The organism is Sorangium sp. So ce327 (assembly GCF_051530205.1).
Taxonomy (GTDB): domain Bacteria; phylum Myxococcota_A; class Polyangia; order Polyangiales; family Polyangiaceae; genus Sorangium; species Sorangium cellulosum_B.
In genome coordinates, this window is the sequence record NZ_CP150330.1 from 8,685,055 (window position 1) to 8,708,554 (window position 23,500).

The following is a 23,500-nucleotide window of genomic DNA, read 5'->3' on the forward strand; positions in this document are numbered from 1 at the left end:
TCATGCTGATCCTCCCGGGCTACGATGTGACCGCGACCGTCGTCGAAGAGGCGCGGACTGCCACCTATCGGGCCATCCGATCCGCCGACGGGCAGCCAGCGCTGCTCAAGGCGCTCCACGTCGCTTACCCGACCCTGCTCGACATCACGCGCATCAAGCACGAGCACCAGCTCGCCCAGATGCTCGACAGCCCGTACATCCTGAAGGTCCAGCGGCTGGAGAAGCACCAGGGCGTGCCGGTGCTCGTCCTCGAGGATTTCGCGGGTGAGCCGCTGCACTCCGCCATCCCTGCCGAAGGGCTGGACATCGAGCTGCTCCTCCGCGTCGCGATCCAGCTCTGCCGAGCGCTCGAAGCGTTGAGTGAACGGGAGATCACCCACAAGAACATCCATCCGGGGAGCATCCTGTTCGACCGGGAGACCGGCCGCGCCAAGCTCACGGATTTCAGCATCGCTTCCCGGCTGCCTCGCGAGAGCCAGACGATCGAGAGCGTCGCCCGGATCGAGGGGCCCCTGGCCTGCATGTCACCCGAGCAGACCGGCCGGATGAACCGGGCCCTGGACCATCGCACGGATTTCTACTCGCTCGGGGCGACGCTGTACCAGATGCTCACCGGCCGGCCGCCGTTCCTGGCCACCGATCTGCTCGAGCTCGTGCACTGCCACATCGCCCGGCGGCCGACGCCGCCGGAGGAGCTGCGGCCGGGGGTGCCTGCCCCGCTGTCGAGCGTCGTCATGCGCCTCTTGGCCAAGGCGGCCGAGGACCGTTACCAGAGCGCGCGCGGGCTGCGCATCGACCTCGAGACCTGCCTCGCCGAGTGGAGCGCCGCCGGCGAGATAGCGCCGTTTCCGACAGGCAGGCAGGATCGCTCGGAGAGGCTGCAGTTCCCGCAGAAGCTCTACGGGCGCGACGCGGAGGTCGCCGCCCTCACGGGCGCCTTCGAGCGCGTCGCCCGGGGCGCCACCGAGATCGTGCTCGTCCATGGCTATTCGGGCGTCGGTAAATCGACGCTGGTCAACGAGCTCCACAGGCTCGTCGTCGGCCAGACCGGCAGCTTCCTCTCCGGCAAGTTCGATCAGTTCAATCGGGGTCTACCCTACAGCTCCCTCATCGAGGCGTTCCGGCAGAGCATCCGCCAGATGCTCACCGAGGACGAGGCGCGGCTCTCTGTCTGGAGGACGCGGCTCGGACGCGCGCTGGGCCCCAACGGCCAGATCATCGTCGATGTGATCCCGGAGCTCGAGCTGGTCCTCGGCCAGCAGCCGGCCGTGCCCCAGCTCGGCCCAGCGGAGTCTCAGAACCGGTTTCGTCAGGTCTTCCAGAGCTTCATTCAGGCCTTCGCCCGGAGGGAGCACCTCCTCGTGCTCTTCCTCGACGACCTGCAGTGGGCGGACGCCGCGTCCCTGGATCTGCTCCGGTACCTGAGCGACAACCCGGCCGGCGGCTACCTGCTGCTGATCGGCGCGTACCGAGACAACGAGGTCACGGACTGCCACCCGCTGGGCCGCGCGTTCGAGCGCCTCCAGGTGGAGGCGACGAGGGTCACCCACCTCGCGCTAGCGCCGCTCTCCCAGGACGATCTCACAGGGTGGCTCGTCGACGTCCTCTCGTGCACGAAGGAGCGCGCGGGGCCGCTCGCGTCGCTCCTGGCCAGCAAGACCCACGGCAATCCGTTCTTCGTCATGGAGTTCTTGAAGACGCTCCATCAAGAGCGGCTGCTCGTGTTCGACCCGGCGCTCTCCGACGAGCGCGGCGTTGGCGCGTGGCGCTGGGACATGGATCAGCTCAGGTCCGTCGGGGTCACGGACAACGTGGTCGACCTCCTGGTAGGCAAGCTGCAGAGGCTCCCGCTCGCGGCGCAGAGCGCGGTGAAGCTCGCGGCCTGCGTCGGGAGCCGCTTCGACTCGAACATCCTGTCCATCGTGTTCGAGCGCTCGCCGCGGGAGACGGCCGACGCCCTGTGGGAGGCCGTGCAAGCGGGCCTCATCCTGCCCACGGATCAGTCGTACAAGCTGCTCCTCGGCGCCGAGCCGGGAGATCCCTTCGATGCGTCGCTGGAGGAGCTCGCCGTCCCGTACGAGTTCCTGCACGACCGCGTGCAGCAGGCAGCCTATTCGCTCATCCCCGACCAGGACCGGAAGAAGACCCACCTCGACATCGGCCGCCTCCTCCGGCGGCGCCTCCCGGCCGAGCGCGTCGCGGAGCGGCTCTTCGAGGTGGTCAATCACCTGAACGCCGGCGCCGAGGTGGTGCGCGACACGACGGAGCGCCAGGAGATCGCGCAGCTCGATCTCACCGCCGGTCGCAGGGCAAAGGCGTCCGCTGCCTACGAACCGGCGCTGCGCTACCTCGCCGCTGGCACCGAGCTCGTCGGGGCGGAGGGGTGGAGCCGCTGTCATGAGCTGACGTTCGCGCTGCACCTCGAGAGGGCCGAGTGCGACTATCTCATGACCCGCTTCGCGGACGCCGACGAGAGGTTCGCGCTCCTGCTCCGCAACGCCCGCGCCGACGACGAGCGGGTCGCCGTGCATACCGCCCGAGTGACGCAGCTCCTGCACCTGCGCCAGTACGAGCAGGCCGTGGAGACCGGCTTGCTCGCGCTGCAGCTGCTCGGCATACGGCTGTCGTCCAAGCCGCACATGGGTGAGGTGCTGCTCGAGCTCGCCCAGGTTCGATGGAAGCTGCGGGGCAGGCAGATCAGCGAGCTCAGCGAGCTGCCGGACCGCATGACGCCGGAGATCCGGGCGGCGATGGGTCTGCTCATCACCCTCTGGTTCCCTGCCTACCTGCTGCAGCGCGAGCAGCTCATCGGGCTCATCATCCTCAAGCTCGTGCAGCTGTCGCTCACCTACGGCAACACCGAGGCCTCCTCGTTCGCGTTCGCCTGCTTCGGCATGTTCAACAGCTCGGTGCTCCGCGATCCCGAGACGGGCGCGGCGTATGGCAAGCTCGCCCTGGTCCTGGCGCGCAAGTTCAATGATCCATCGGTGACGTGCAGGACGCTCTTCGTCATCGCGAGCTTCCTGGAGGTGTTCTCATCCCACCTGCGCGAGGCGCTCGATCTGCTCACCGAGGCGATCCAGTGCGCCGTCGACTCCGGCAACCTGGTGCAGGCGTCCTACTGCATGTGCCTGAACATCTACTGGACCTCTCTGGTCGACACCCCGATCGCCGAGGTGGCCGCGCAGGCTCGCCGGTATCTCGAGTTCGGACGACGGACCGACGCCCAGAAGGTGGTCCAGTGCATGCAGATCACCCTGCGCTGGGCGCGAGAGCTACAGGACGCCGACCCCTCCGCGCTGCGCTCGAACGAGCACTCGCTCGAGCCGGACGCGTACGTCACCGACGACATGGAGCGCGCGCAGCACCTGCTTCTGGCGCTCCAGATCGGCTACCTGTTCGAGCGTTATGACGAGGTGGTGGAGATCGCGTCGCGGCTCGAGGCCTACAAGGACATGCTGGACCCGAGCTCGGCGTTCGTCCCGCACCACGCGTTCTACCGGGCGCTCGCGGCGCTCTCGCTGGTCCCGGACGCGGACCACGCGGACAGGCGCCGCCTGCGCGGCGCGATCGACAAGGCAAAGCGGATCTTGCACAAGTGGGCCGAGCACAGCGCGGTGAACGCCCGCCACAAGCTCGCGCTGGTGCTGGCCGAGGAGGCGCGCGTGGAGGGCCGATCCAGGCAGGCGGCGAGGCTCTACGACGACGCGATCTCCGCGGCGCGGAAGAGCGAGCACCTCCACGAGGTGGCTTTGGCGTGCGAGCGCGCGGCGCTGTTCCATCTGAGCAGGGGCAAACCGCAGCTGGCCGGCTCGTACCTCCAGGAGGCGCGCGGCTGCTATCTCACCTGGGGCGCGCACACCAAGGTCCGCGCGCTCGACGAGCAGTATCCAGTGCTCCTCATGCGGTCGTCTCCGGCGCAGGTAAAGCATCAGAGCGGCACCGCCGTGACGGTGTCGCCGACGCCCCAGGATCTCGACTTGACCACGGTCGTCAAGGCGTCCCAGGTGCTCTCCAGCGAGATCATGCTCGGTCGGCTCCTGGACAGGATCATGCAGATCATGCTGGAGAACGCAGGCGCAGAGAAGGGAGTCCTGCTCATCAAGGAAGACGGCCACCTCGTGATCGAGGCCAAGGGCACGATCGCGTCCGGCGAGGTCACCGTGCTGCAGTCGATCCCGATGGATCAGAGCCCGGATCTCCCGCACGCGCTGGTGAACTACGTCGCCAGGACGCGGGAGAGCGTCGTGCTGCGCGACGCGGCGCGGGATGAGCGGCTGGTCAGCGACCCCTACGTCGTGCGTTGCCAGCCGAGGTCGGTGCTCTGCGCCCCGCTCGTTCATCAGGGGCAGCTCGTCGGTGTGCTGTATCTCGAGAACAACCTCATCACCGACACCTTCACCTCGGATCGGCTGAAGGTGCTCCGCCTGCTCTCGTCGCAGGTCGCGATCTCGATCGAGAACGCGCGGCTCTACAACGATCTCGAGCGGAAGGTCGACGAGCGGACCGAGGAGCTCAAGCGCAAGAACATCGCGCTGGCGTCGACGCTCGAGCACCTCCAGCAGACCCAGCAGCAGCTGATCCAGGCGGAGAAGATGGCGTCGCTCGGCAACCTCACCGCGGGAGTCGCTCACGAGCTCAAGAACCCGCTCAATTTCGTCAACAACTTCGCTGAGCTGTCCGTTCGATTCTCGGATGAGCTCGTCAGCCTCTCGACCGAGCTCCATTCCGACGACCCGCACAGCGGCGAGGTCATCGAGAAGATCAGGGAGGTGCTCCCGCTGCTGAGGATCAACGCGAACAAGATCGCGGAGCACGGCAAGCGCGCGAACGCCATCGTGAACAACATGCTGCTGCACTCCCGTGTCCTGTCGGGCGTCCGAGAGCCGGTGAATTTGAACGCGCTGGTCGAGAAGTCGGTCGAGCTCGCGATGGTCGGCAAGCTCGCCGCGGCGCCCGCCCTGGACGTGGTGGTCGAGAAGGAGTTCGACGCTTCGCTCCCGCCGGTCGAGGTGATGGATCAGGAGCTCGCTCGCGTGATCATCAACCTGGTCAACAACGCGCTCTACTCCGTGGGCGAGCGGGCGCGGGCGGAGAGGGGCGCCGCGGCGGAGCCACCTCGCATCCGGGTGTCGACGCGCCGGGTCGGGTCGATCGCCGAGATCCGGGTCTGGGACAACGGCACCGGGATACCGGAGCCCATCCGTGAGAGGATCTTCGACCCATTCTTCACGACCAAGCCCAACGGGCAGGGCACCGGGCTAGGGCTCTCCATCTGCTATGAGATCGTGCGTCACGGCCACGGAGGCGTGATCCGCCTCGGGAACACCGAGAAGGGGCGCCACGCGGAGTTCATCGTGGAGCTGCCGGTGCGTGGCCCCGCGTCCCGCCCGTCCGCGGCCGCGCCGATGGATGACGTCGCGGTCGATCCGCGGAGCAAACACCGGAGCTGACGAGGGCTGGCGCCGCCGGCGGCGCGATCGCGGCGGGGCGAGCTCGGCCGGCGCGGCGCTGGCCGGCGCGCTCGGCCGGGCCCCCGCTACGGGGCCGGCGCGGGGCGCGCCTCGACCGCCGCGAGGTAGTCGCGCACGGACTGCTTCATCCCGACCTCGAGCGCGTGCGCCACGAGGTGGTGACCGATCGACACCTCTTGAATCTGCGGCGCCTCTCTCACGAGCGGCGCGAGGTTCTCCACGGTGAGATCGTGCCCCGCGTTGATCCCGACCCCGGCCGCCACGGCGGCCCTCACGGTCGCGACGATCTTGTCGAGCTCCGCGCGGTGTTCGCCGCGATCGAACGCCTGCGCGTAAGGACCCGTGTAGATCTCGATGCGATCGGCCCCGATCTCCGCGACCACGGGCACCACCGCCGGGTCGGCCTCGACGAAGAGGCTTGTCCGGATCCCCTCCTCCTTGAGCCGCTTCACCACGGGCTGGAGGACGAAGCGCCATTTCGCGACGTCCCAGCCGCGATGCGAGGTGAGCTCGCCCGGCGTGACCGGGACCAGCGTGCACTGCGTCGGCCTGAGCTCGAGCGTGAGGTCCAGGAACTCCTCGCGGAGATCACCCTCGAAGTTCGTCTCCACCGTGGTGATGTGGCGAGTCACCGCCCGCGCGTCGTCCGGCGTGATGTGCCGCCGGTCCGCCCTCGGATGGATGGTGATGCCGTGGGCTCCGTAGTCCACGATCTTCCGGGCGAAGGAGAGGACATTCGGGGCATCGTGTCCCCGCGAGTTCCGCAGGAGCGCGATCTTGTTCACGTTGACGCTGAGCTTCATGGGACATCCTCTCGCCGGCTCGTGCGCGGCGCTCGCGACGCCGCTATACACGATCGACGCCGCGAGGCGAACACGCCGCGCAGCCGGGAGCGCGCCCCGAGCGCGCAGCTGGGGGAGCGCCGTCGTCGCTCCCGGACCGGCCCTCTGGCCGCGGCGGCGCGGCCGTTCGGCGCCTATACGCGCCGCGCGGCCCGCGAGCCCCGCACCGCGACGTCGGTCGCGAGGAGCGACACGACGAGGATGCCGACGGCGACGAGCGCGTTGTTCCACACCGTCGCCATCAGCAGCGCCGGTATCGTCCAGGCGCTGACGAAGAGCCACACCGCCAGGATCGCGGTGGCGTAACGCGCCCTGGGCGCCCAGAGCGCGATCAGGGCGAAGACGACGCACAGCGCGCCCACCACCCAGGTGTTGGTGAACTCGTCCCGGCCGTGGCGCCAGAGGAACGCGGAGATCAAGAGCCAGATCCCGAGCGCGATGTTGATGCCACGCAAAGCCGCCATCCGATGCTCCATGGGCCTCCCTCCCTCGCGGATCGCCGTGCCGGCGCCTCCGCCGCGCGACGCCCTGGCTCCCTCGCTCTGCCCGCTCGCCGCAGGCGTCCTGCCCCGAGCGGCCTCGGCCCGCCGATCGCGGAGCCCGCTCACCCCACCTGCCGAGCGCCGGCGTCCCTGCGCCCGGTCCACACACCCGAGAGCCCAGCGAACGCCGTGCGAATCCAGTGCCACGCGCCTCGCCCCGGGAGCGGCCGCGCGGCCAGAGGCCGCGTTCATGAGGGCCGCCGCGCGGCGGTTCGGCTAGAAGCCCCGTCGCCATGGACTTCTTCGCGACCGCCGCCAAAGGAACCGAGCCCGCCCTCCGCGACGAGCTCCGCGAGCACCGGTTCCGCGGCGTCCGCGCGGATCGCGGCGGCGTCCACTTCTCCGGCCCGCCGGACGAGGGCTTCCGCGCGTGCATCGAGCTCCGCACCGCCGTGCGCGTGCTCGTCGAGCTCGCCTCGTTCGACGCGCCCAGCGGGGACGCGCTCTACGAGGGCGTCTCGCGCGTCGACTGGGCCCCTTACCTGAGCCCGGTCCACACGCTCGCCGTCCGCGCCTCCTGCCGCTCGAGCGCGCTGACCCACACCCAGTTCATCGCGCAGCGGACCAAGGACGCCATCGTCGACCAGATCCGGCGCCGCGTCGGCGCCCGCCCGTCGGTCGATCTCGACGACCCGGATCTCGCCCTCTTCCTCCACCTCGTCCGCGACCGCGCGACGCTCTACGCCGACCTCGGCGGCGCCTCTCTCCACCGCCGCGGCTACCGCACGCACATCGGCGGCGCGCCGCTCAAGGAGACGCTCGCCGCCGCGCTGCTCCGCCTCTCCGGCTGGGACCGCGCCCGCCCGCTCGTCGACCCGATGTGCGGCGCCGGCACCATCGCCCTCGAGGCCGCGCTCTGGGCGCGGGACATCGCCCCCGGCCTGCGCGCGCAGCGCTTCGGCTTCGAGCGGTGGGCGTGCCACGATCAGGCCGCCGCGCGGCGCACGACCGAGCTCCGCGACGCCGCCCGCGCGCGGATCCGGCCGGATGGCCCCGCGATCGTCGCCGCCGACATCGACCCCCGCGCCGCCGAGATCACCCGCGGCAACGCCCGGATGGCCGGCGTGCAGATCGAGGTCCGCTGTCAGTCCATCACCGCGCTCGCCCCGACCGCGCCGCCGGGCCACGTCCTGACCAACCCGCCGTACGGCGAGCGCCTGCCGGGGACGCTGGCCCTCTACCGCGACATGGCGGCGGCGCTGTCGCGGCTCGCGGGCCACCGCGTCGCCATCCTCGCCGGCACCGAGGACATCGAGCACGCGATGCGCCGGAGGCCGGAGCGGTCGCTCGTCGTGTTCAACGGCCCGATCGAGTGCCGGCTGCTGACGTACGACATCCCCTGAAGCGGCGCGCGGCGTCGGAGAGGGCGCGCCGCGCGAGAGGGCGCGTGCGAGACGTGCGAGACGTGCGAGACGTGCGAGACGTGCGAGACGTCAGGAGAACAGGCGCATCACAAGGAACATCGCCAGCGCCGTCAGGAGCATCCCGGCGACGAAGCCGATGATGAGCCCCCGCTTGCCGGCGAGCCAGCTCGGCTCCCGCGCCTGCGGAGGCGCCGCCGCAGCCGCGGGCGGCGCCTGGGGCACGACGACGTGATCGGGCATCGTCGCGCGGCGCTCCAGCACCGTGCGCTGCTCCGCGATGGTCGTGGCGAGCTCGAACGGCAGCGACGCCGCCGGAGCTGCCGCCGAGGCGCTGTCGGCCGCGGCCGGCGCTCTCCGCACGACCGCCGCGGAGTCCCCGACGGTCTCCGCGCTCGCCGCGCCGAACCCGATCGCGCCGAACCCCTGCGGGCTCGCCGCCTGGAGCTCGCCGGGCGTCACTGTGGGCATCTGGCTCTCGGCCGGGGGGTGGGACGAGACCAGCCGGAGCGTGTTGGCGACGCGCGGCGATCTCCGGTCCCACACCCCCGCCGCCCCCCCGTCGAGCGGGCTCTGCGGCGTCGCCGGGACCGGCACGGAATCGACGCGCACCAGGCCGACCTCGGCCCGCTTCTCGGGCGTGCCCAGCCCGAAGTCCTCGGCGGAGCGGAGCGTCGCCTTCACCTCGCGGCCAGGAGGCGTGATGTCGAGCTCGTCGCCCTCGTCATAGGCCGCCGTGTGGACTCGCACCTTCGCCGGACCGAGGAGCTCGTCGCGACGGACCATGGTGAGCGTGCTGTCGTCGTCCCCGCTCGCATCGCCGTCTGCGCCCGGCTCGTCCAGGCCGTTCCCCGAGAGCAGCGCCTCGCTGGGGCCATGGGACCAGGACGGAAGCTGCAGCGAGATCTCCGGCACCGACTCCCCGGCCCAGCGCTGCGGCTCGGCGCCCGCCCCCGGCGCGACCGCCTGTGGATCGAGCGTCTGCGGGAGCTCCGAGGGGGGCGGCGCGTGGTGAAGCACCACCGGCGGCGGACGCGCGGCCTCGGTACCGGCCCCCCCATCGGCCCCCCCGCCGGAGACGAGCGTCCGGGCCGACTCGATCGAGAGCTCCGCCCTCGGCGCCTGGCCGGAGATCGGCGCCGACGTCGAGCTCGGCAGCGACGTCAACGGCGGGAGCGACATCGGCCCTCGCTGCAGCGACGCGTCCCGCGAGAACAGCGAGCTCGGCTGCCGGCGCGAGATGGGCCCGAGCCCCACGGCCGTGTCGGGCAGCTCGGCCAGCAGGCAGTGCAGCGTGTACCCGAGCTCGCGCGCCGTCTGGTACCTGTCCGCCGGCTCCTTGGCGAGCGCCTTCACGATCAGCGCCTCGAGGCGCGGGTGGATCCCGGGCGCGCAGCTGCTCGGCGCCGGCACCGGCGCATGGATGTGGAGCGTCGCCGTGTGGAGCGGCGTCTCGCCCTCGAACGGCAGCCGCCCCGTGACGAGCTGGAACAGGAGGACCCCGCAGGTGTACAGATCGGCCCGCTGATCCACCGGCAGCAGCCCGCACTGCTCCGGAGCCATGTAGGCCGGCGTGCCGACGAACGTGCCCGCGCGCGTCACGACGGACAGCGGGTCGGCGAGGAGCTCGGGCTCCTCGCCAAACGAGCCGGTGTCGAGGATCTTGGCGATCCCGAAATCGAGCACCTTCACCCGCTCGCCGTGAGGGTGCATGGGATCGGGGACCACCATGACGTTCTCGGGCTTCAGATCGCGGTGCACGACGCCCATCTCGTGGGCGACCGCGAGCGCCTCGCACACCTCCGAGAGGATGCGGACCGCCCGCGCCTGGCCGATCGCGCCGTGGCGCTCGAGGAGGACGTAGAGGTCGTCCCCCGAGAGCAGCTCCATCACGATGTAGCTGAGGGCGCCCTCGACCCCGTACTCGAAGATCTTGACGGAGTTCGGGTGCTTCACCCGCGCCGCGGCCTTCGCCTCGCGCTGGAAGCGCCGGATGAACGCGCGGTCCCCGGTGAACTCCGGGTTCATGATCTTGATCGCCACCCGGCGGGGCTCGGCGTCGCGCTCGGCGATGAAGACGCTGGCCATGCCGCCCTCGCCGAGGAAGCGGGTGATCGTGAACCGCCCGGCCACCTTGCGGCCGAGGAGCGCCTCATGCCTCATGCGCCCGGCACCTGCCGGCGTCTGCCCCGCTCGCCCGCTTCCGGGCGGCCGCACCGCATGCCCGCCCCAGGGCGGCCGTGCCCCTCGCGCAAAAGAGCGCTGCGCCCATGGCTGTCCGCGCGCCCGCGCGACCCGCGCGTCCGATGCGAGGGAGAGTGCACGCGGCGACCATACCAAAGAACTCGACAGCCGACGACTTGTCGGCCCCCGGCGGCGCGCGGGCGCGCCGCGCGCCGTCGACCGTCCCGAGCACCGCTCCGGCCGCCGTCACCCCGGAGACGGGCGCCGGTCGCAAGCTCGTCCGGCAACAGTTAACTCTTTAACGCCACCCCCGATGCGCATGTGCGACAGGTGCTTAACTTATCGAAAGAGCTCGCGTTCGCGCGTCGACGAGCGTTGGCAACGTTCTTGCCTTGGGGGGACTACCTCGCGCTGCGCCCTGTGCGCCGTGAAGGGTCAGCTTGTGCGTCGATCTCGACAGGCAGCTTCCGGAGGATCGTTGATGAATCGAATTTTTAGGCGTGCGGTGCTCCTCGGCACCGTCGCGCTGACCGTCGTGGGGGCGGGCTGCGCCGAGGAGCGGCCGTCCATCAGAAGGGTGCAGAGCGATGCGCTCGCCAAGTCCTTCTTCGTTGGAAAGGACATCAAAGACATCGTCGATGACCCCGAGTTCTACATGCGGGGTACGATCGTCGACGTCGGGTACGGCGCCGCCCAAGATGGCCTCTTCACGTCGACCTACGCCCAGCCCGTCTCCCGGATCAAGTGGGAGGTCACCGAGCGCCAGCTCAACGCCCGGCTCGCCTACGAGCGCATCGACGGGACCGACGGCAAGGGCAACAACTACAAAGGGCTCACCAAGAAGACGACGAACGACGGCCAGATCGTCGCGAGCTACGCGATCGAGTCGCATTTCGACATCGTGCGCGACTACAACCCGTCGACCGGCGAGGAGTCGAACGTCATCGTCGAGAACACGAGCGACCGGCTCTGGTACGAGCGCGAGTACTTCCGCGTCGACTGGTCCCGCAACCTCGTCACCGACGCCTACGACTTCGACACGCTGTCGCAGATCGGCATCTACGGAGGTGTCGAGTACGAGCCGCTCGCCTATTACGTCAGCGATCCCGCCTCCGCCGACGCCCCGCGGTTCGACGTCGAGAGCGGCTACTTCGACGTCACGACGAAGGCGTTCGCCACGCCCGTCCTGCTCGACCTCTCGAGCCTCGGCTGGGGCATCGAGAAGTTCCCTGCCTGCATGCTCCCGGGCGACTTCGCCGGCGGCACCGACCCGTACGGCAACTGCAACCCGGTCGAGATCACGATCCGGCAGTCGTTCAAGAAGGTGGTCGACACCGACTACGAGCCGATCGACTTCGACGGCGTGAGGTTCCAGGCGTTCGGCATCTTCACCGCCGAGTCCCGCTACGGCTACGAGCGCAACTACGGCATCGTGGACAACCAGTGGCGGCGCTTCGCGTCCCGCTACAACCTCTGGAAGCGCAGCCACTTCTACGGCAACCCCGAGACGATGGAGGGCGCGATCGCCTGCGCGACCCGGGAGACGGCCCCGGGCGGCGACGTGAACGCCGATCCGAACCTCGACAAGGACAATGACGGCACCGCGGACGCGTGCGCGGCGGCCGGCGCGGGCTCGCAGTGCGACGTGTACAAGCAGAAGTGCACGCTGCCTTACGCGGAGCGCGAGGCCGTCGTCATCCCCTGGTACGTCGGCGGCGACACGTCGGAGGACATCTTCGAGGCGACCCAGTGGGCCGCCGAGGAGTGGGATCTCGCGATGAAGACCGCGATCCAGACCTCGCGCCTCGTCGAGTGCCGGAAGACGGGCGGCCAGGACTGCGACGCGCAGTTCCCGATGTGGAAGGGCCAGCAGGACGACATCGACGAGGCCGTCGCGCTCTCGCGCGCGCTGAACGCGTGCCGCCGCGAGCAGGGCTGGGACGCGTCGATCTGCGACGACCAGGCCAAGCAGGCCGTGGAGCAGCTCTCTCAGCGGCGCGGCGGCGACCAGGCGACGCTCGCGATCGGAGGCGTCGTCACGCAGCCGTCCGTGATCGTGCTCTGCCACAACCCCGTCATCGAGGGCGATCACCCCGCCTGCGGCGACACGAGCGTTCCCCTCGAGGAGCGCGTCGCCCCGCGGCTCGGCGATCTCCGCTACAACAGCGTGCTCATCGTCGAGAAGCCGCAGAAGCCGTCGCCCTGGGGCATCATGGCCGACGCGGACGACCCGCTCACCGGCGAGAAGGTGGCCGCCAGCATCAACATCTGGAGCCACGTCACCGACTCCGCGGCGCAGCAGCTGGTCGACCTCGTCCGCTACATCAACGGCGAGATCCCGACCTCCGAGATCACGGACGGCAAGTACATCCGCGACTGGGCCCAGGCGAGCCGCATCTCCGGCGGCGGCCAGGGGCCCACGATGACGAAGCGCGAGGTCACGTCGCGGCTCGCGAGCGCCACGAAGCTCGACCCCGAGGCGTACGAGAGCCTCGTCGCGCAGGGCGTCTCTCCGCAGCTCAAGGCGCTCATCGAGCCGATGAAGGCGAAGGTCGCCGACATCGCGGTGCGGGGCGACATCGCCTCCCCGCAGCAGGCGATCGTGGGCGCCCGCATGAAGGCCGCCCGGGGCAGCCTCGCCGAGTCGGAACTGATGAACCCGGCGATGCTGAAGCGCGCGGGCATCCCCGCCGGCCTGCCCATCGAGGGCCCGCTCGCCGACGCGGCGTCGCCGTTCGCGATGAACAACCCGAAGCTGCACTCGCAGCTCCGGCACATGCACGACAACGCGCTCGCCGAGCGCGGCGCCTGCATCCTGCACGAGGCCCCCGAGGCCACGGCGATGACGGGCCTCGCGGAGGCGCTCCGCGAGAAGTTCCCCGTCGGCAACGAGGAGACGGCCGACGAGAAGCGGGGGCGCTACGAGAGGATGTTCAAGTACCTCCAGCGCCGCTACCACTACGCGGTCATCGCGCACGAGATGGGGCACTCCATCGGCCTCCGCCACAACTTCGTGAGCAGCTACGCCTCGCTCTTCTTCCGGCCCCAGTACTGGCAGCTCAGGACGAAGAACGGGAAGGTCAAGGCGGCGTGCACCGGTGAGGCGGGCGAGAGCCCGGAGGAGTGCGTCGGCCCTCGCTACTTCGACGCGATCACGGACGAAGAGCAGAAGAACATGATCTGGATGTTCCAGCACTCCACGGTCATGGACTACCCGGGCGACGTCTCGCAGGACCTGGTCGGCCTGGGCGTGTACGACTTCGCGGCCGCGCGCTTCTTCTACGGCGACACCGTGAGCGTCTACGACAACGGCGAGCGCAACTACCTCGCCGGCGGCAGGATCGGCGGCGGGCTCCTCGCCGCCGCGGACAACTTCGGCGGGCTGGCCGGCATCAAGTACGGCATGTTCGCGAAGGGCAACAGCACGAACGCGCCCAGCGTCAACGACTTCCACTACTCCCAGCTGCAAGCGCAGTACGAGGTCATCCGCGACTGCTACGACGTGCAGGCGACCCCGCCCGCGACGTGGAACGAGCGGCTCGACGGCAAGTGGCACACGCTCCTCGACGGCGGCATCGTCAAGGTCGGCGACGAGACGAAGCGCTGCCGCCAGCAGCCGGTCGACTACGTCGGCTGGAAGCAGCTGCGCATGCCGCAGGACAAAGAGACCGCGCTCGGCGCCTTCCGCGGCGGTCCGGCGGTCGACGCCCAGAACCGCGTCCGCGTGCCGTACGCGTTCGCGACGGACAACTGGGCCGACCTCGGCAACGTCTCGGTCTTCCGTCACGACAACGGCGCCGACCCGTACGAGCAGCTGATGTTCCTGATCACCACCCAGGAGAACAGGCACATCTTCGACAACTTCCGGCGCAACCTCACGACGTTCAACGTCCGCACCGCGGCGGATCGATCCTATGAACGCTACAACGAGAAGATGCTCGGCATCGCCGGCGGCATCGGGTTCTTCGGGACGATCTACCAGGATCTCGCGACGAACCAGGGCCTGTCGTTCGACACGCTGTGGCCGCTCCTCATCGAAGGCGGCCTCCAGGAGAACGTCGTGGCCGCGACGGTGGCGTTCGATCACTTCACGAGGCAGCTCGCCCGCCCGGAGGAAGGGCCGCACTACCTGCGCGATCCGCTGTTCAACGACCCGGTCCTCCGCTCGAACCTCGACGGCGACGACTACGGCGCCGGCGAGGACTTCGGCTCCTTCGGCGGCACGACCAACAGCCCGGTGCTGGTCCAGATCCCGAACGGCTCGACCGGCTACCTGAAGGACGTCGGGTTCGGCGGTCACCCGCTCGAGAACCGGAACTCGGAGGTCAACGGCGACTTCAACAGCGACTACACGTCCAACGCGGGCAGCTACTACGACAAGATCAACACGGCCATCCTGCTCTCCGAGTCGGAGGACCGGTTCGTGAGCCAGTCCCGCCGCGACTTCTACGACGCCCGCTTCCGCGCGGTCGGCATGGCCGACGTGCTGCCCGAGGGCTACCGCCGCGTGCTCGCCAACGCCCTCACCGGTGACCGCTCGCTCCTCGCGCCTCGCCTCGAGGCCGACAACGACGGCTTCCCGGTGCTCGACGAGCAGAGCAAGGATCCCGACCCGCTGGCAAAGGAGTTCCCGGCGCGCCCGATGGGCTGGGTCAGCTGGTGGCCGAACGAGGGGCCGAAGGTCTGCTTCCCGACCGACGGGAAGAACCTTTGCACGAACTACACCGGCGGCGACTTCGACCCCGCCGTCGTGGACCGGACCATCGCGGTCGATCCGCAGATCGGCTGGGAGGTGCAGAAGTTCCTGATCGCGTGGACGCTCGCGAACATCCCCGCGAACGGCAAGACGAACTGGCTCGACATGATGCGCGTCTACCGGCTCGGCAGCGACGCGGACCCGGGCATCGAGCAGCGCATCGAGTGGCAGGACCCGACGTCCGGGCAGATCTACTACGCCCGCACGTACGGCATGGAGTGCCTCTTCGGGGCCGGCAAGAACAGGGCGGCCTGCGAGGGCTCCGGCGGCAGGTGGGTGCAGAAGGGCATCGCGGCCCGCGTGATCGAGTACGCCAACGCCCTCACCGTGAAGGGGTACCAGCTCGACACGCAGAAGTACGTCGGCCAACTGGAGCCCGACCAACTGCCACCGGACGGCAGCATCCCCAGCGTCCCCGGGGATCCCGCGTACGTCGCCGAGTACGGACCCGGCTTCAACAAGTACGGTCGCCCGATGATCACGTACCACCCGGACGGCGCCGCGATCATCATCCCGGATCCGGCGATCAAGGACGTGCCCGCTGTCGGCCCGTTCAAGGAGGTGCCGGCGTGCGATCAGAACATCAACGAGAACTGCACCCAGCTCACCATCTACAAGAACCACTACGCGTACGAGCTGAAGGGCTACAAATCGGTGCCCGACTACCTGCTCAAGATGATGGTGCAGCTCGAGCTCGCCGACCCGGAGCAGCTGGGCCTGTACCTCGACAACGACGACGACTGATCCGCGCCTCCCCGCGCCGGGGGCCCTGCGCCGGGGCCCCGCCCTCCTCTCTCCCTCTCCTCCTCTCCCCCCTCCCTGCGATCTGAACGCGCGCCGGCCCCGGCCCTGCCCGGCGGGCCGCGCCGGCCGTCCCGATCCCTCGGGCCGAGCCCGCCCTGCTGCCATTGGAGGTCGCGCGGGCGCCAGGGCGGCACTACGCTCGCCGTGGCGCTGCGCGCGCCGCGGCATGATCCCTTCCCCCGCCCTCCACGCCATCGCCCCGGCCCAGCGCTCGGACGCGCGGGCCTTCGCGGCCTACCTCATCGAGCACGTGGCCGAGTCCGGCCGGCGCGGCGTGCCCCACTTCGCCGTCGCGACGTCGCTCAGCCCCGACGAGGTCGAGCAGAGCGCGCGCGACCGCTGGGGCAAGGGGCTCGACGAGCCGCTCTGGGGGCGGGCCTGGCTGCTCCGGTCGAGCGAGCCGCGGGCGCGCATCATCGGGCATATCGAGCTCCGCGGCGGCCGCGTCTGGTCCGAGGGCCACCGCGCCGTCGTCGCGATGGGCATCCTCGGCCCCCACACCGGGCAGGGCCACGGCCGGCGCCTGCTCGAGACCGCGATCGCGTGGGCCCGCGCCGAGGCGGGCCTCGAGTACCTCGACCTCGGCGTCTTCGCCAACAACGAGCGCGCCAGGCGGCTCTACGCGGGGATGGGGTTCGTCCCGATCGGCACCCGGGAGGACGCGTTCCGGGTCGACGGCGCCATCCTGGATGACATCCAGATGACCCTCGCGCTCCGCTCTCCCGACCCGCGCGCGGTCGCCCCGTCGGAGCGCTGAGCCGCGGCGCGGGTGTCCCCGGCCCGCCCGCGGCCCGGCCCGTGCCCTGCACGAGCGCTGGACGCGCGCTGGAGGGTACCCGCCGCGGCGCAGATGCGTCATGAGGACACCGCCGTCCAGGCGCCGGAGGCCCGGCCATCGCCGGCCCGGTCGCCAGCGGCCGTCACCGCAGTCCATCGCCACCGAAAGCCACCATGCTCCGCTCGCCGCTCCTGCCGATCTTCCTTACCGTCTTCGTCGACGTCCTCGGCCTCACGCTCGTCCTGCCTCTCCTCCCGTTCTACGCCCAGCACTTCGGCGCCAGCGAGCTCGTGGTCGGCGTGCTCGCGGCGAGCTACGCGGTCTGTCAGCTCGTCTCCGGGCCGATCCTCGGCCGGATCTCGGACCGGGTGGGCCGCAAACCGACGCTGCTCGCGAGCCAGACCGGCACGTTCCTCGGGTTCCTGGTGCTCGGCTCGGCGAGCTCGCTCTGGATGCTGTTCCTCGGGAGGATCATCGACGGGCTCACGGCCGGGAACCTGACGATCGCGCAGGCGTACATCAGCGACGTGACCCGGCCCGAGGAGCGCACCAAGGCGTTCGGCCTGATCGGCATCGCCTTCGGCTCCGGGTTCCTGCTCGGCCCGGCCATCACGGGGGAGCTCGCGAGCCGCTTCGGCTACGGCGCGCCGGCGTACGGCGCGGCGGCGCTTTCGCTCCTGTCGGTCCTCCTCACGGCCACGCTGCTCCCCGCGAAGCCGCCCTTGCCGGCGGCCCAGGTCGGGGCGACCTCCGCGGCCGCCCGGCCGGCGTCGCTCGGCCGCGGGGACGCCTTCCGCCGGTACTTCGACCGGCCGCTCCCGCGCCGCCGGCTGCTCGAGTTCTTCGCCTTCTCCCTCTCCTTCTCGACGCTCATCGGCGGCCTTGCGCTCTTCCTCGAGCGGCGCTTCGCGTTCGGCGTCAAGGAGACGGGCTACCTCTACGCCTTCTCCGGGCTCATCGGCGGCAGCATCCAGGGCGGCCTGATCGGCCGGCTGGCGAAGCGGTACGGCGAGGAGCGGCTCGCGCTGATCGGCTTCTCCACGATGGTGGTCGGCTACGGCCTGCTCGGCGTCGCGTACACCCTGCCCGTGCTGCTCGCGCTCGTGGGGCTCGCGGCGTTCGGCGCGGCGGTGGTGCGGCCGGCCGTCACCACGCTCCTCACGAAGAGCGTCGGCCGCGACGAGCAGGGCGCGGCGCTCGGCGTGAGCCAGTCGCTGGCGAGCATCTCGCAGATCATCGGCCCCATCGGCGCCGGCTGGCTGATCGAGCACCGGGCGCTCGCGGCGTACGGCCTGATGGCGGCCACCTTCGCCGCCCTCGGCGTCCTCCTCGGCCTGCAGAAGATCCCCGTCGGCGAGCCGATCGAGCTCTGACCGCCGCTCTATCTAGCTAGGCGCGCGCACCCTTTACAAAGGGTAGGAGGGCGTCGACGAGCGGCGGCGTGGCGTCGTCGAGGCGCCGGGGGTTGTGCCAGGCGAACGGCTCGACGAGGCGCGACGGCCGGAGGCCGAGCTTGCCGCGCGAGCACTCCACGAGGAGCGACAGCGCCCCGTGGCGATCGTGGAGCCAGTCGATCTCCAGCCCCGCCTTGCGGACGCCCCAGGCGAAGCGGACGTAGGACATGGCGCGGTACGGCCTGCGGTCCGCGGCGCGCGCGACGCGCAGCGCGAAGGCGTGGTGCTCGGCGGCGTCGGCCACGGGCCAGAGGCTGTGCGCCGGCGGGTACAGCACGGCGCCTCCCGCGCTGTGCAGCGACAGGGCGCGGTCGATGCGGCGCGACGACAGCGCGTGCGCGATGGCCTCCACCTCCGGCTCGCTGGCGGGGCGGCTGCCGGGCGAGAAGAGGAGCCCGATGAAGCGCTGGATGAGGCCGCGCTCGTACCACCCCGCGTCGAAGTTCCGGTTCAGGTCGACGCCCCGGGCATTGCCGCGCACGTACCGGTGTCGCCCGGCGCGGAGGTTCATCTCGACGCGGAGGAGCCCATCCGGGTTCACGATCGGGACGGCGAGGATCGACCGGCCGCCGAGGTCCTGGGTCGCGAGGCGATCGAGCAGCGCGAGGTGGGCCTCGATGCCGATCCACTCGAGGGGGTGGATCCCGGACAGGATCACCGTCGTCCGCACGCGCTCGCGCGACCCGGCTCCCGTCGAGGGGCGGAAGCTGGCGCGCTCGGCGCGCTCGGCCGACGGAGCGAGGGCGGCGTCGCTCGGCGCACGGTCATCCGCGCCGCCCGGCGCGCGGCTGCCATCGGCATCCGGCGTGCCATCGAGCGGATGGAGCGAGACGCCGTTCGCAACGCGCTGTCCTCCCTGGGCGCTCGACGCCAGGAGGCCCGCGGCTTGCTTCTCGCCGCGCGCAGCGGCCAGGCTGGCTGCGCCGAGGTGAACGGCGAGCAGCGGCTCGCCCCGGATCGAGCGCCCGATCAGCGTGACCTGCGCCCCGCGGTCGGCGAGCCGCTCGATCGCCTCCAGGAGCTCGCCGTACCCGCGGTAGGGACCGAGCCCGCGGCGAGCGAGCAGACGGGAGAGCGGCGCGCGTCGGTGTACAAAGAGGGCCGCCCTCAGGGCAGCCCGGCCTTGCTCTTCCGACGCCTGATCGGACTTCGGCATGCAGGGCTCACCTTTACCCTAGATGGCACGAACTATAGACCACCGGCCGCGCGTTCGTGCGATCCGGACCAGGTCAAACCAGGGATTACCGTGGCAGCGGGCGCGCATATGGAATTCGACGGCAACGGGTGGGCGGAAGGACGTATCGAGCTGCTGCCTCCGAGCCAGGGGTGGTCGCTGCTGTCGCCGGAGCCCGAGGCGCGGATCGACGAGCACCGCTGGGCACATCAGGCGCGCGTCTTCTTCGGAGCGGAGCTCTCGCTCGTGCAGAAGAAGGCGTACCCATCGGGGACCACGCCGATGGCCGACGCCGTCGAGGTGGACATCGCGCGCACCGCCGCTTCTTCTATGCCGCGCACGCCGAGCCGCGTGCGCGTCGTGACGGTGCCGCTGGATCGCGCGCCGCTCGTGCGCGCGGCCGCCGCGGCGGGGGTGAGGGCGATCGGCGGGCGCGGGTTCGACGCGCTGCTCGCGCGGGCGCGGCGGGTCTGGCAGGTGCAAGAGCCGGCGATCGCCGGCGACGACGCGCGAGCGCCCCTGGTCGTCACCGCGGTGCTCGCGGCGGTGCTGCTCGCGCCCGTGGTGCCGCCCGGCGAGGAGACGATCTTCGGGGTGAAGGGGGCCAGAGAGCGGCTGCAGCGGCTCGGCTGGTAACGAGGCGGCGCGTCGCGCCCGCCCTCGGCCGCCTGCCGACGGATGTCGTCCTCGGCGCTCTGAGGTGCCTGCTCGTCGGGCGCCTGTACTAGCGTGCGCGCCCGTGCGCTCCCGCTTCCCGCTCGTGGCCGCCCTGTTCTTCGTCTCTGGCGCGACCGGCCTCCTCTACGAGGTCGCCTTCTCCAAGCTGCTCGCCTACGTCTTCGGCGCCACCGCGTATGCCGTGAGCACGGTGCTCGCCGCCTTCATGGGCGGCCTCGCCCTCGGCGCGCACCTCGGCGGCCGCCACGCCGCGTCCGCGCGCCGCCCGCTCGTCGTCTACGGCGCGCTCGAGGTGATCGTCGGCGCGATCTGCGCCGTCTCGCCGTTCCTGTTCGAGGCGCTGACCTCGGCCTACGTCGCCGTCGCCCGCGCAGCGCCCGACTCGCTCGCGCTGCTCACCGCGGCGCGCGCCGCGCTGACCGCCCTCGTGGTCGTCGTCCCCACGGTCGCGATGGGCGCCACGCTCCCGGTGCTCTCGCGCATCCTCCGCGCCGGCGCCGCGCCGGACGGCGGCGAGCACGACGCCGCGCGCCGCCTCGCCTCGCTTTACGCCATCAACACGGCGGGCGGCGCGGCCGGCGCGCTCTCCGGCGCCTACGTGGTCCTCCCGCACCTCGGCATCCGAGGCGCCCTCTGGTCCGCGGCGATCGCCAACCTCGTCCTCGGCGTCGTCGCGATCTCCGCCGGGCTCCGCGGCCCGGCGCCTGCTGCCGCCGCCCCCGGCGCGCGCTCCCCCGAGGCCCCCGACGCGCGCTCCTCCGAGGCCCCCGACGCGCGCTCCCCCGAGGCCCGCACCGCGGACGCTCCGCTCCCCGCGGCCGCCGGCCGGGCCGAGCCGCCGTTCCTGCTCCTGCTCGCGTTCGCGTCGGGCTTCCTGGTCTTCGCCGCCGAGGTGGTCCAGACCCACCTGCTCGCGCTGCTCATCGGCAACAGCGCCTACGCCTTCGGGCTGATGCTCGCCGTCTTCCTCGTCTGCCTCGCGGCCGGCGCCGCGCGCTCGCCTGCCCTCGCGCGCCGCCACGGCGAGGGCGCGCTCTCCCGGGGGCTCGCCGCCGCCGCGCTCTCGCTCGCCGCCACCGTCCCGCTCTGGGACCAGCTCCCGCGGCTCTTCGCCTTCGCGGGCAAGCACGTCGACGGGTGGGCCGGCCGCGAGGCGTGCCGCGCGCTCGCCGCCCTCGCGATCCTCGCGCTGCCCACGCTGTGCATGGGCACGACCTTCCCCCTGCTCCTCGCGCGCGCCGCCGCGCACGCCGACGTCGCCGCGCGCGTCGGCAGGCTGACCTCCGCGAACACCCTGGGCACGATCGCCGGCTCCATCGTCACCGGCTACCTCATCCTGCCCGCGCTCGGCTCCGAGCGCGCGCTCCTGACGATCGCGCTCGCCTTCGCCCTCACGGCCGTCCTCGCCGCCGCGCGCGCCGGGGCGGAGCTCCCCCGCGCCCTCGCGCTGGCCGCGGCGGCGGGGGCGCTCGCCGTGCTCGCGCCCCGCTGGGACATGGCCCGCCTCACGAGCGGCGCGAACGTCTATTTCGCCATGGGGCCGCGCCCCGAGCGCATCGACTTCGTGCGCGAGGACGTGCACGGCGGCGTCACCACGGTCGCGCACCTCGCCGGCGTCACGACCATGTACACGAACGGCAAGTTCCAGGGCGACGACGGCCCCGAGATGACGGCGCAGCGGCGGTTCGCGCACTTCCCCTCGCTCTTCCTCCGCGACACGCGCGCCGCGCTCGTCATCGGCCTGGGCACCGGCACGACGACCGGCACCATCGCGGCCTACCCCTTCGAGCGCATCGACGTCGCCGAGATCTCGCCCGCGATCGTCGAGGCGTCTCGGCGCTTCTTCGCCGGCCCGAGCCTCCGCGCGCTCGACGATCCCCGCGTCCGCCTCTCGCTCAACGACGGCAGGAACGAGCTGCTCGTCGCCGCCCCGGGCCGCTACGATCTCATCGCCATCGAGCTCACCAGCGTCTGGTTCGCGGGCGCCGCGAGCCTCTACAGCCACGAGTTCTACGAGCTGGCCCGGTCCCGGCTCACCGAGGGCGGCGTCCTGCAGCAGTGGGTGCAGCTCCACCACATCCGGCGGCGCGAGCTCGCCGTCGTGGTGAGGACGATGCGCAGCGCGTTCCCGCACGTCGCGCTGTTCGTGGGCGGCGCGCAGGGCATCCTCGTCGCGAGCGGCGCGCCGCTCGTCGCCTCGGAGGCGCGCCTCGCCGGGCTCGACGCGCGGCCGTCGCTCCAGGCGACGCTCGCCGGCGCGCGGCTCGAGGACCTCCTCGACGCCCTCGTCACCTCGGGCGACGATCTCGACCGCCTCATCGCCGACGCGGCCGAGGACGGCGGCCCGATCCTGTCCACGGACGACAACCTCTACCTCGAGTACGCCACGCCGAAGGGGAACGTGCTCCCGTACGGCGCGTCGCTCGACGCGACCCTTGCGCTCCTCGAGCGTTACCGGACGCGGGCGCCGCGCGCGCGGCACCTCGCGCCCTGAGGTCGCTCAGCCCCCGTCCGCGGGCACCTCGCCCTAAGGTCGCTCAGCCCCCGCCCGCGGGCGCCGCGCCACCGCCGTCACGTGGCGGCGCGCTCTCCTTGACCGGCGCGCTCGGCGCGGGGGGCTCGCCCTCCTGCGCCTCCGACGTGGCCCGCGGCTTGACCTGCACCGGCTTGATCTCGTCGCCCGTCGCCACGAAGCCCTTGCGGGGCGGGGGCGCCTTGAGCTGCGCGGCCTGCTCCGCGCGCTGCTTGCGCTGCTCGAGGCTCAGCACCTCCAGCGCCAGGCCGCCCCTGTACGGATCCTGCCCCAGGAAGGGGCGCCCGTTCACCTCGGCCACGTGGAACTCGACCCGGCGGTTCTCGCTGCGGCCTGCCGCGATCTCGTTCGGCCCGAGCGGGCGCGACTCGCCGAAGCCCACGGCGATCAGCCGGTCGCTCTCGACCTCGTGATCGACCAGCCAGTCGGCGACCGCGAGGGCGCGCCGGGCGCTGAGCGCCTGGTTGTGCTCCTCGCTCGACTGCGCGTCCGTGTGCCCCTCGATCCGCAGCCGCGTCACCTCGGGGTGCTCCTTGATGAACTGGAGCAGCGTCTCCAGCGTCTTCTCGCTGCCCGGCCGGATCGTCGCCTTGCTCGTGTCGAAGACGATCTTGCCCTCGATGTAGACCTGGCTCTCCCCGCCCTGCTCCGACCAGGCCTTCTCCGGGTACCATCGCGGGAGCGCCTGCTGCTCCTCGGCGCGCGGCAGCTCCCGCGGCGGCAGCCGGTTGTCGCTGCACCCCTGGCCAGCGAACGCGGCGGGCGCGAGCGCCGCCGCGAGCGCGAACGGCAGGGAGGTGCGGGCGGCCTGCTTCCTCTTCGGGTCCATGTCGCCCTGCAGCGTGTCAGAACCGGCGCTCGGACCGCAAGTAACCTGGCGGACGCCGGGCCGACCGGCGCGGAACGCGGCTTATGGTAAG

Annotated in this window: 12 protein-coding genes; 7 read left to right on the forward strand and 5 right to left on the reverse strand. The window is 71.4% G+C overall.

Annotated elements, in window-relative coordinates; genetic code table 11:
- The first annotated feature begins 2 nt into the window (after positions 1 to 2).
- The gene (locus WME95_RS32410; RefSeq protein WP_437903224.1) at positions 3 to 5,453 is read left to right on the forward strand and encodes an AAA family ATPase; all 5,451 of its coding nucleotides are present in this window, start codon (positions 3 to 5) and stop codon (positions 5,451 to 5,453) included.
- Positions 5,454 to 5,539: 86 nt separating this feature from the next.
- Here WME95_RS32410 and WME95_RS32415 read toward each other — a convergent pair whose 3' ends face one another.
- Both WME95_RS32415 and WME95_RS32420 read right to left on the reverse strand, forming a co-directional pair.
- On the reverse strand, positions 5,540 to 6,277 hold the full coding sequence (locus WME95_RS32415) for a pyridoxine 5'-phosphate synthase (RefSeq protein ID WP_437542805.1): 738 nt from the start codon (positions 6,275 to 6,277) through the stop codon (positions 5,540 to 5,542).
- A 173-nt stretch (positions 6,278 to 6,450) separates the two neighbouring features.
- Positions 6,451 to 6,780 carry an SPW repeat domain-containing protein gene (locus tag WME95_RS32420; RefSeq protein WP_437293756.1) on the reverse strand — a complete coding sequence of 110 codons (330 nt, stop codon included), beginning with the start codon at positions 6,778 to 6,780 and terminating at the stop codon, positions 6,451 to 6,453.
- 311 nt (positions 6,781 to 7,091) lie between these two features.
- On the opposite strand from WME95_RS32420, the gene WME95_RS32425 reads away from it, so the two are divergent.
- Positions 7,092 to 8,201, forward strand: a complete 1,110-nt coding sequence (locus WME95_RS32425) for a THUMP domain-containing class I SAM-dependent RNA methyltransferase (RefSeq protein WP_437903226.1) — start codon at positions 7,092 to 7,094, stop codon at positions 8,199 to 8,201.
- Between the two features lie 90 nt (positions 8,202 to 8,291).
- Here WME95_RS32425 and WME95_RS32430 read toward each other — a convergent pair whose 3' ends face one another.
- Positions 8,292 to 10,382: a serine/threonine-protein kinase gene (locus tag WME95_RS32430; protein ID WP_437903227.1), complete on the reverse strand. Its 2,091-nt coding sequence runs from the start codon at positions 10,380 to 10,382 to the stop codon at positions 8,292 to 8,294.
- Between the two features lie 502 nt (positions 10,383 to 10,884).
- Here WME95_RS32430 and WME95_RS32435 point away from each other — a divergent pair.
- The 3 genes from WME95_RS32435 (at position 10,885) to WME95_RS32445 (ending at position 18,114) form a co-directional block, all read left to right on the forward strand.
- Entirely contained in the window at positions 10,885 to 15,903 is a 5,019-nt protein-coding gene (locus WME95_RS32435; RefSeq protein WP_437903229.1) for a zinc-dependent metalloprotease, read from the forward strand.
- 226 nt (positions 15,904 to 16,129) lie between these two features.
- Complete coding sequence (locus WME95_RS32440) at positions 16,130 to 16,720, forward strand: N-acetyltransferase family protein (RefSeq protein ID WP_437903230.1); 591 nt, start codon at positions 16,130 to 16,132, stop codon at positions 16,718 to 16,720.
- Positions 16,721 to 16,914: 194 nt separating this feature from the next.
- Complete coding sequence (locus WME95_RS32445; RefSeq protein WP_437903231.1) at positions 16,915 to 18,114, forward strand: MFS transporter; 1,200 nt, start codon at positions 16,915 to 16,917, stop codon at positions 18,112 to 18,114.
- A gap of 16 nt (positions 18,115 to 18,130) precedes the next feature.
- Here WME95_RS32445 and WME95_RS32450 read toward each other — a convergent pair whose 3' ends face one another.
- A complete protein-coding gene (locus WME95_RS32450) occupies positions 18,131 to 19,351 on the reverse strand; it encodes a M14 family metallopeptidase (protein ID WP_437903232.1) in 1,221 nt (406 codons plus the stop codon).
- 108 nt (positions 19,352 to 19,459) lie between these two features.
- Here WME95_RS32450 and WME95_RS32455 point away from each other — a divergent pair, with 108 nt between their 5' ends.
- Positions 19,460 to 20,005: a hypothetical protein gene (locus tag WME95_RS32455; RefSeq protein ID WP_437903234.1), complete on the forward strand. Its 546-nt coding sequence runs from the start codon at positions 19,460 to 19,462 to the stop codon at positions 20,003 to 20,005.
- Between the two features lie 103 nt (positions 20,006 to 20,108).
- The gene (locus WME95_RS32460) at positions 20,109 to 22,541 is read left to right on the forward strand and encodes a fused MFS/spermidine synthase (RefSeq protein WP_437903236.1); all 2,433 of its coding nucleotides are present in this window, start codon (positions 20,109 to 20,111) and stop codon (positions 22,539 to 22,541) included.
- Positions 22,542 to 22,584: 43 nt separating this feature from the next.
- On the opposite strand, the gene WME95_RS32465 is transcribed toward WME95_RS32460, so the two are convergent.
- Entirely contained in the window at positions 22,585 to 23,409 is an 825-nt protein-coding gene (locus tag WME95_RS32465; protein WP_437903237.1) for an OmpA family protein, read from the reverse strand.
- Between the last annotated feature and the right edge of the window lie 91 nt (positions 23,410 to 23,500).

Coding starts and splice junctions, on each gene's coding strand:
- WME95_RS32410 (WP_437903224.1), top strand. CDS start 3: ATGCTGATCCTCCCGGGCTACGATGTGACCGCGACCGTCGTCGAAGAG.
- WME95_RS32445 (WP_437903231.1), top strand. CDS start 16,915: ATGCTCCGCTCGCCGCTCCTGCCGATCTTCCTTACCGTCTTCGTCGAC.
- WME95_RS32415 (WP_437542805.1), bottom strand. CDS start 6,277: ATGAAGCTCAGCGTCAACGTGAACAAGATCGCGCTCCTGCGGAACTCG.
- WME95_RS32425 (WP_437903226.1), top strand. CDS start 7,092: ATGGACTTCTTCGCGACCGCCGCCAAAGGAACCGAGCCCGCCCTCCGC.
- WME95_RS32450 (WP_437903232.1), bottom strand. CDS start 19,351: ATGCCGAAGTCCGATCAGGCGTCGGAAGAGCAAGGCCGGGCTGCCCTG.
- WME95_RS32465 (WP_437903237.1), bottom strand. CDS start 23,409: ATGGACCCGAAGAGGAAGCAGGCCGCCCGCACCTCCCTGCCGTTCGCG.
- WME95_RS32455 (WP_437903234.1), top strand. CDS start 19,460: ATGGAATTCGACGGCAACGGGTGGGCGGAAGGACGTATCGAGCTGCTG.
- WME95_RS32420 (WP_437293756.1), bottom strand. CDS start 6,780: ATGGCGGCTTTGCGTGGCATCAACATCGCGCTCGGGATCTGGCTCTTG.
- WME95_RS32430 (WP_437903227.1), bottom strand. CDS start 10,382: ATGAGGCATGAGGCGCTCCTCGGCCGCAAGGTGGCCGGGCGGTTCACG.
- WME95_RS32440 (WP_437903230.1), top strand. CDS start 16,130: ATGATCCCTTCCCCCGCCCTCCACGCCATCGCCCCGGCCCAGCGCTCG.
- WME95_RS32435 (WP_437903229.1), top strand. CDS start 10,885: ATGAATCGAATTTTTAGGCGTGCGGTGCTCCTCGGCACCGTCGCGCTG.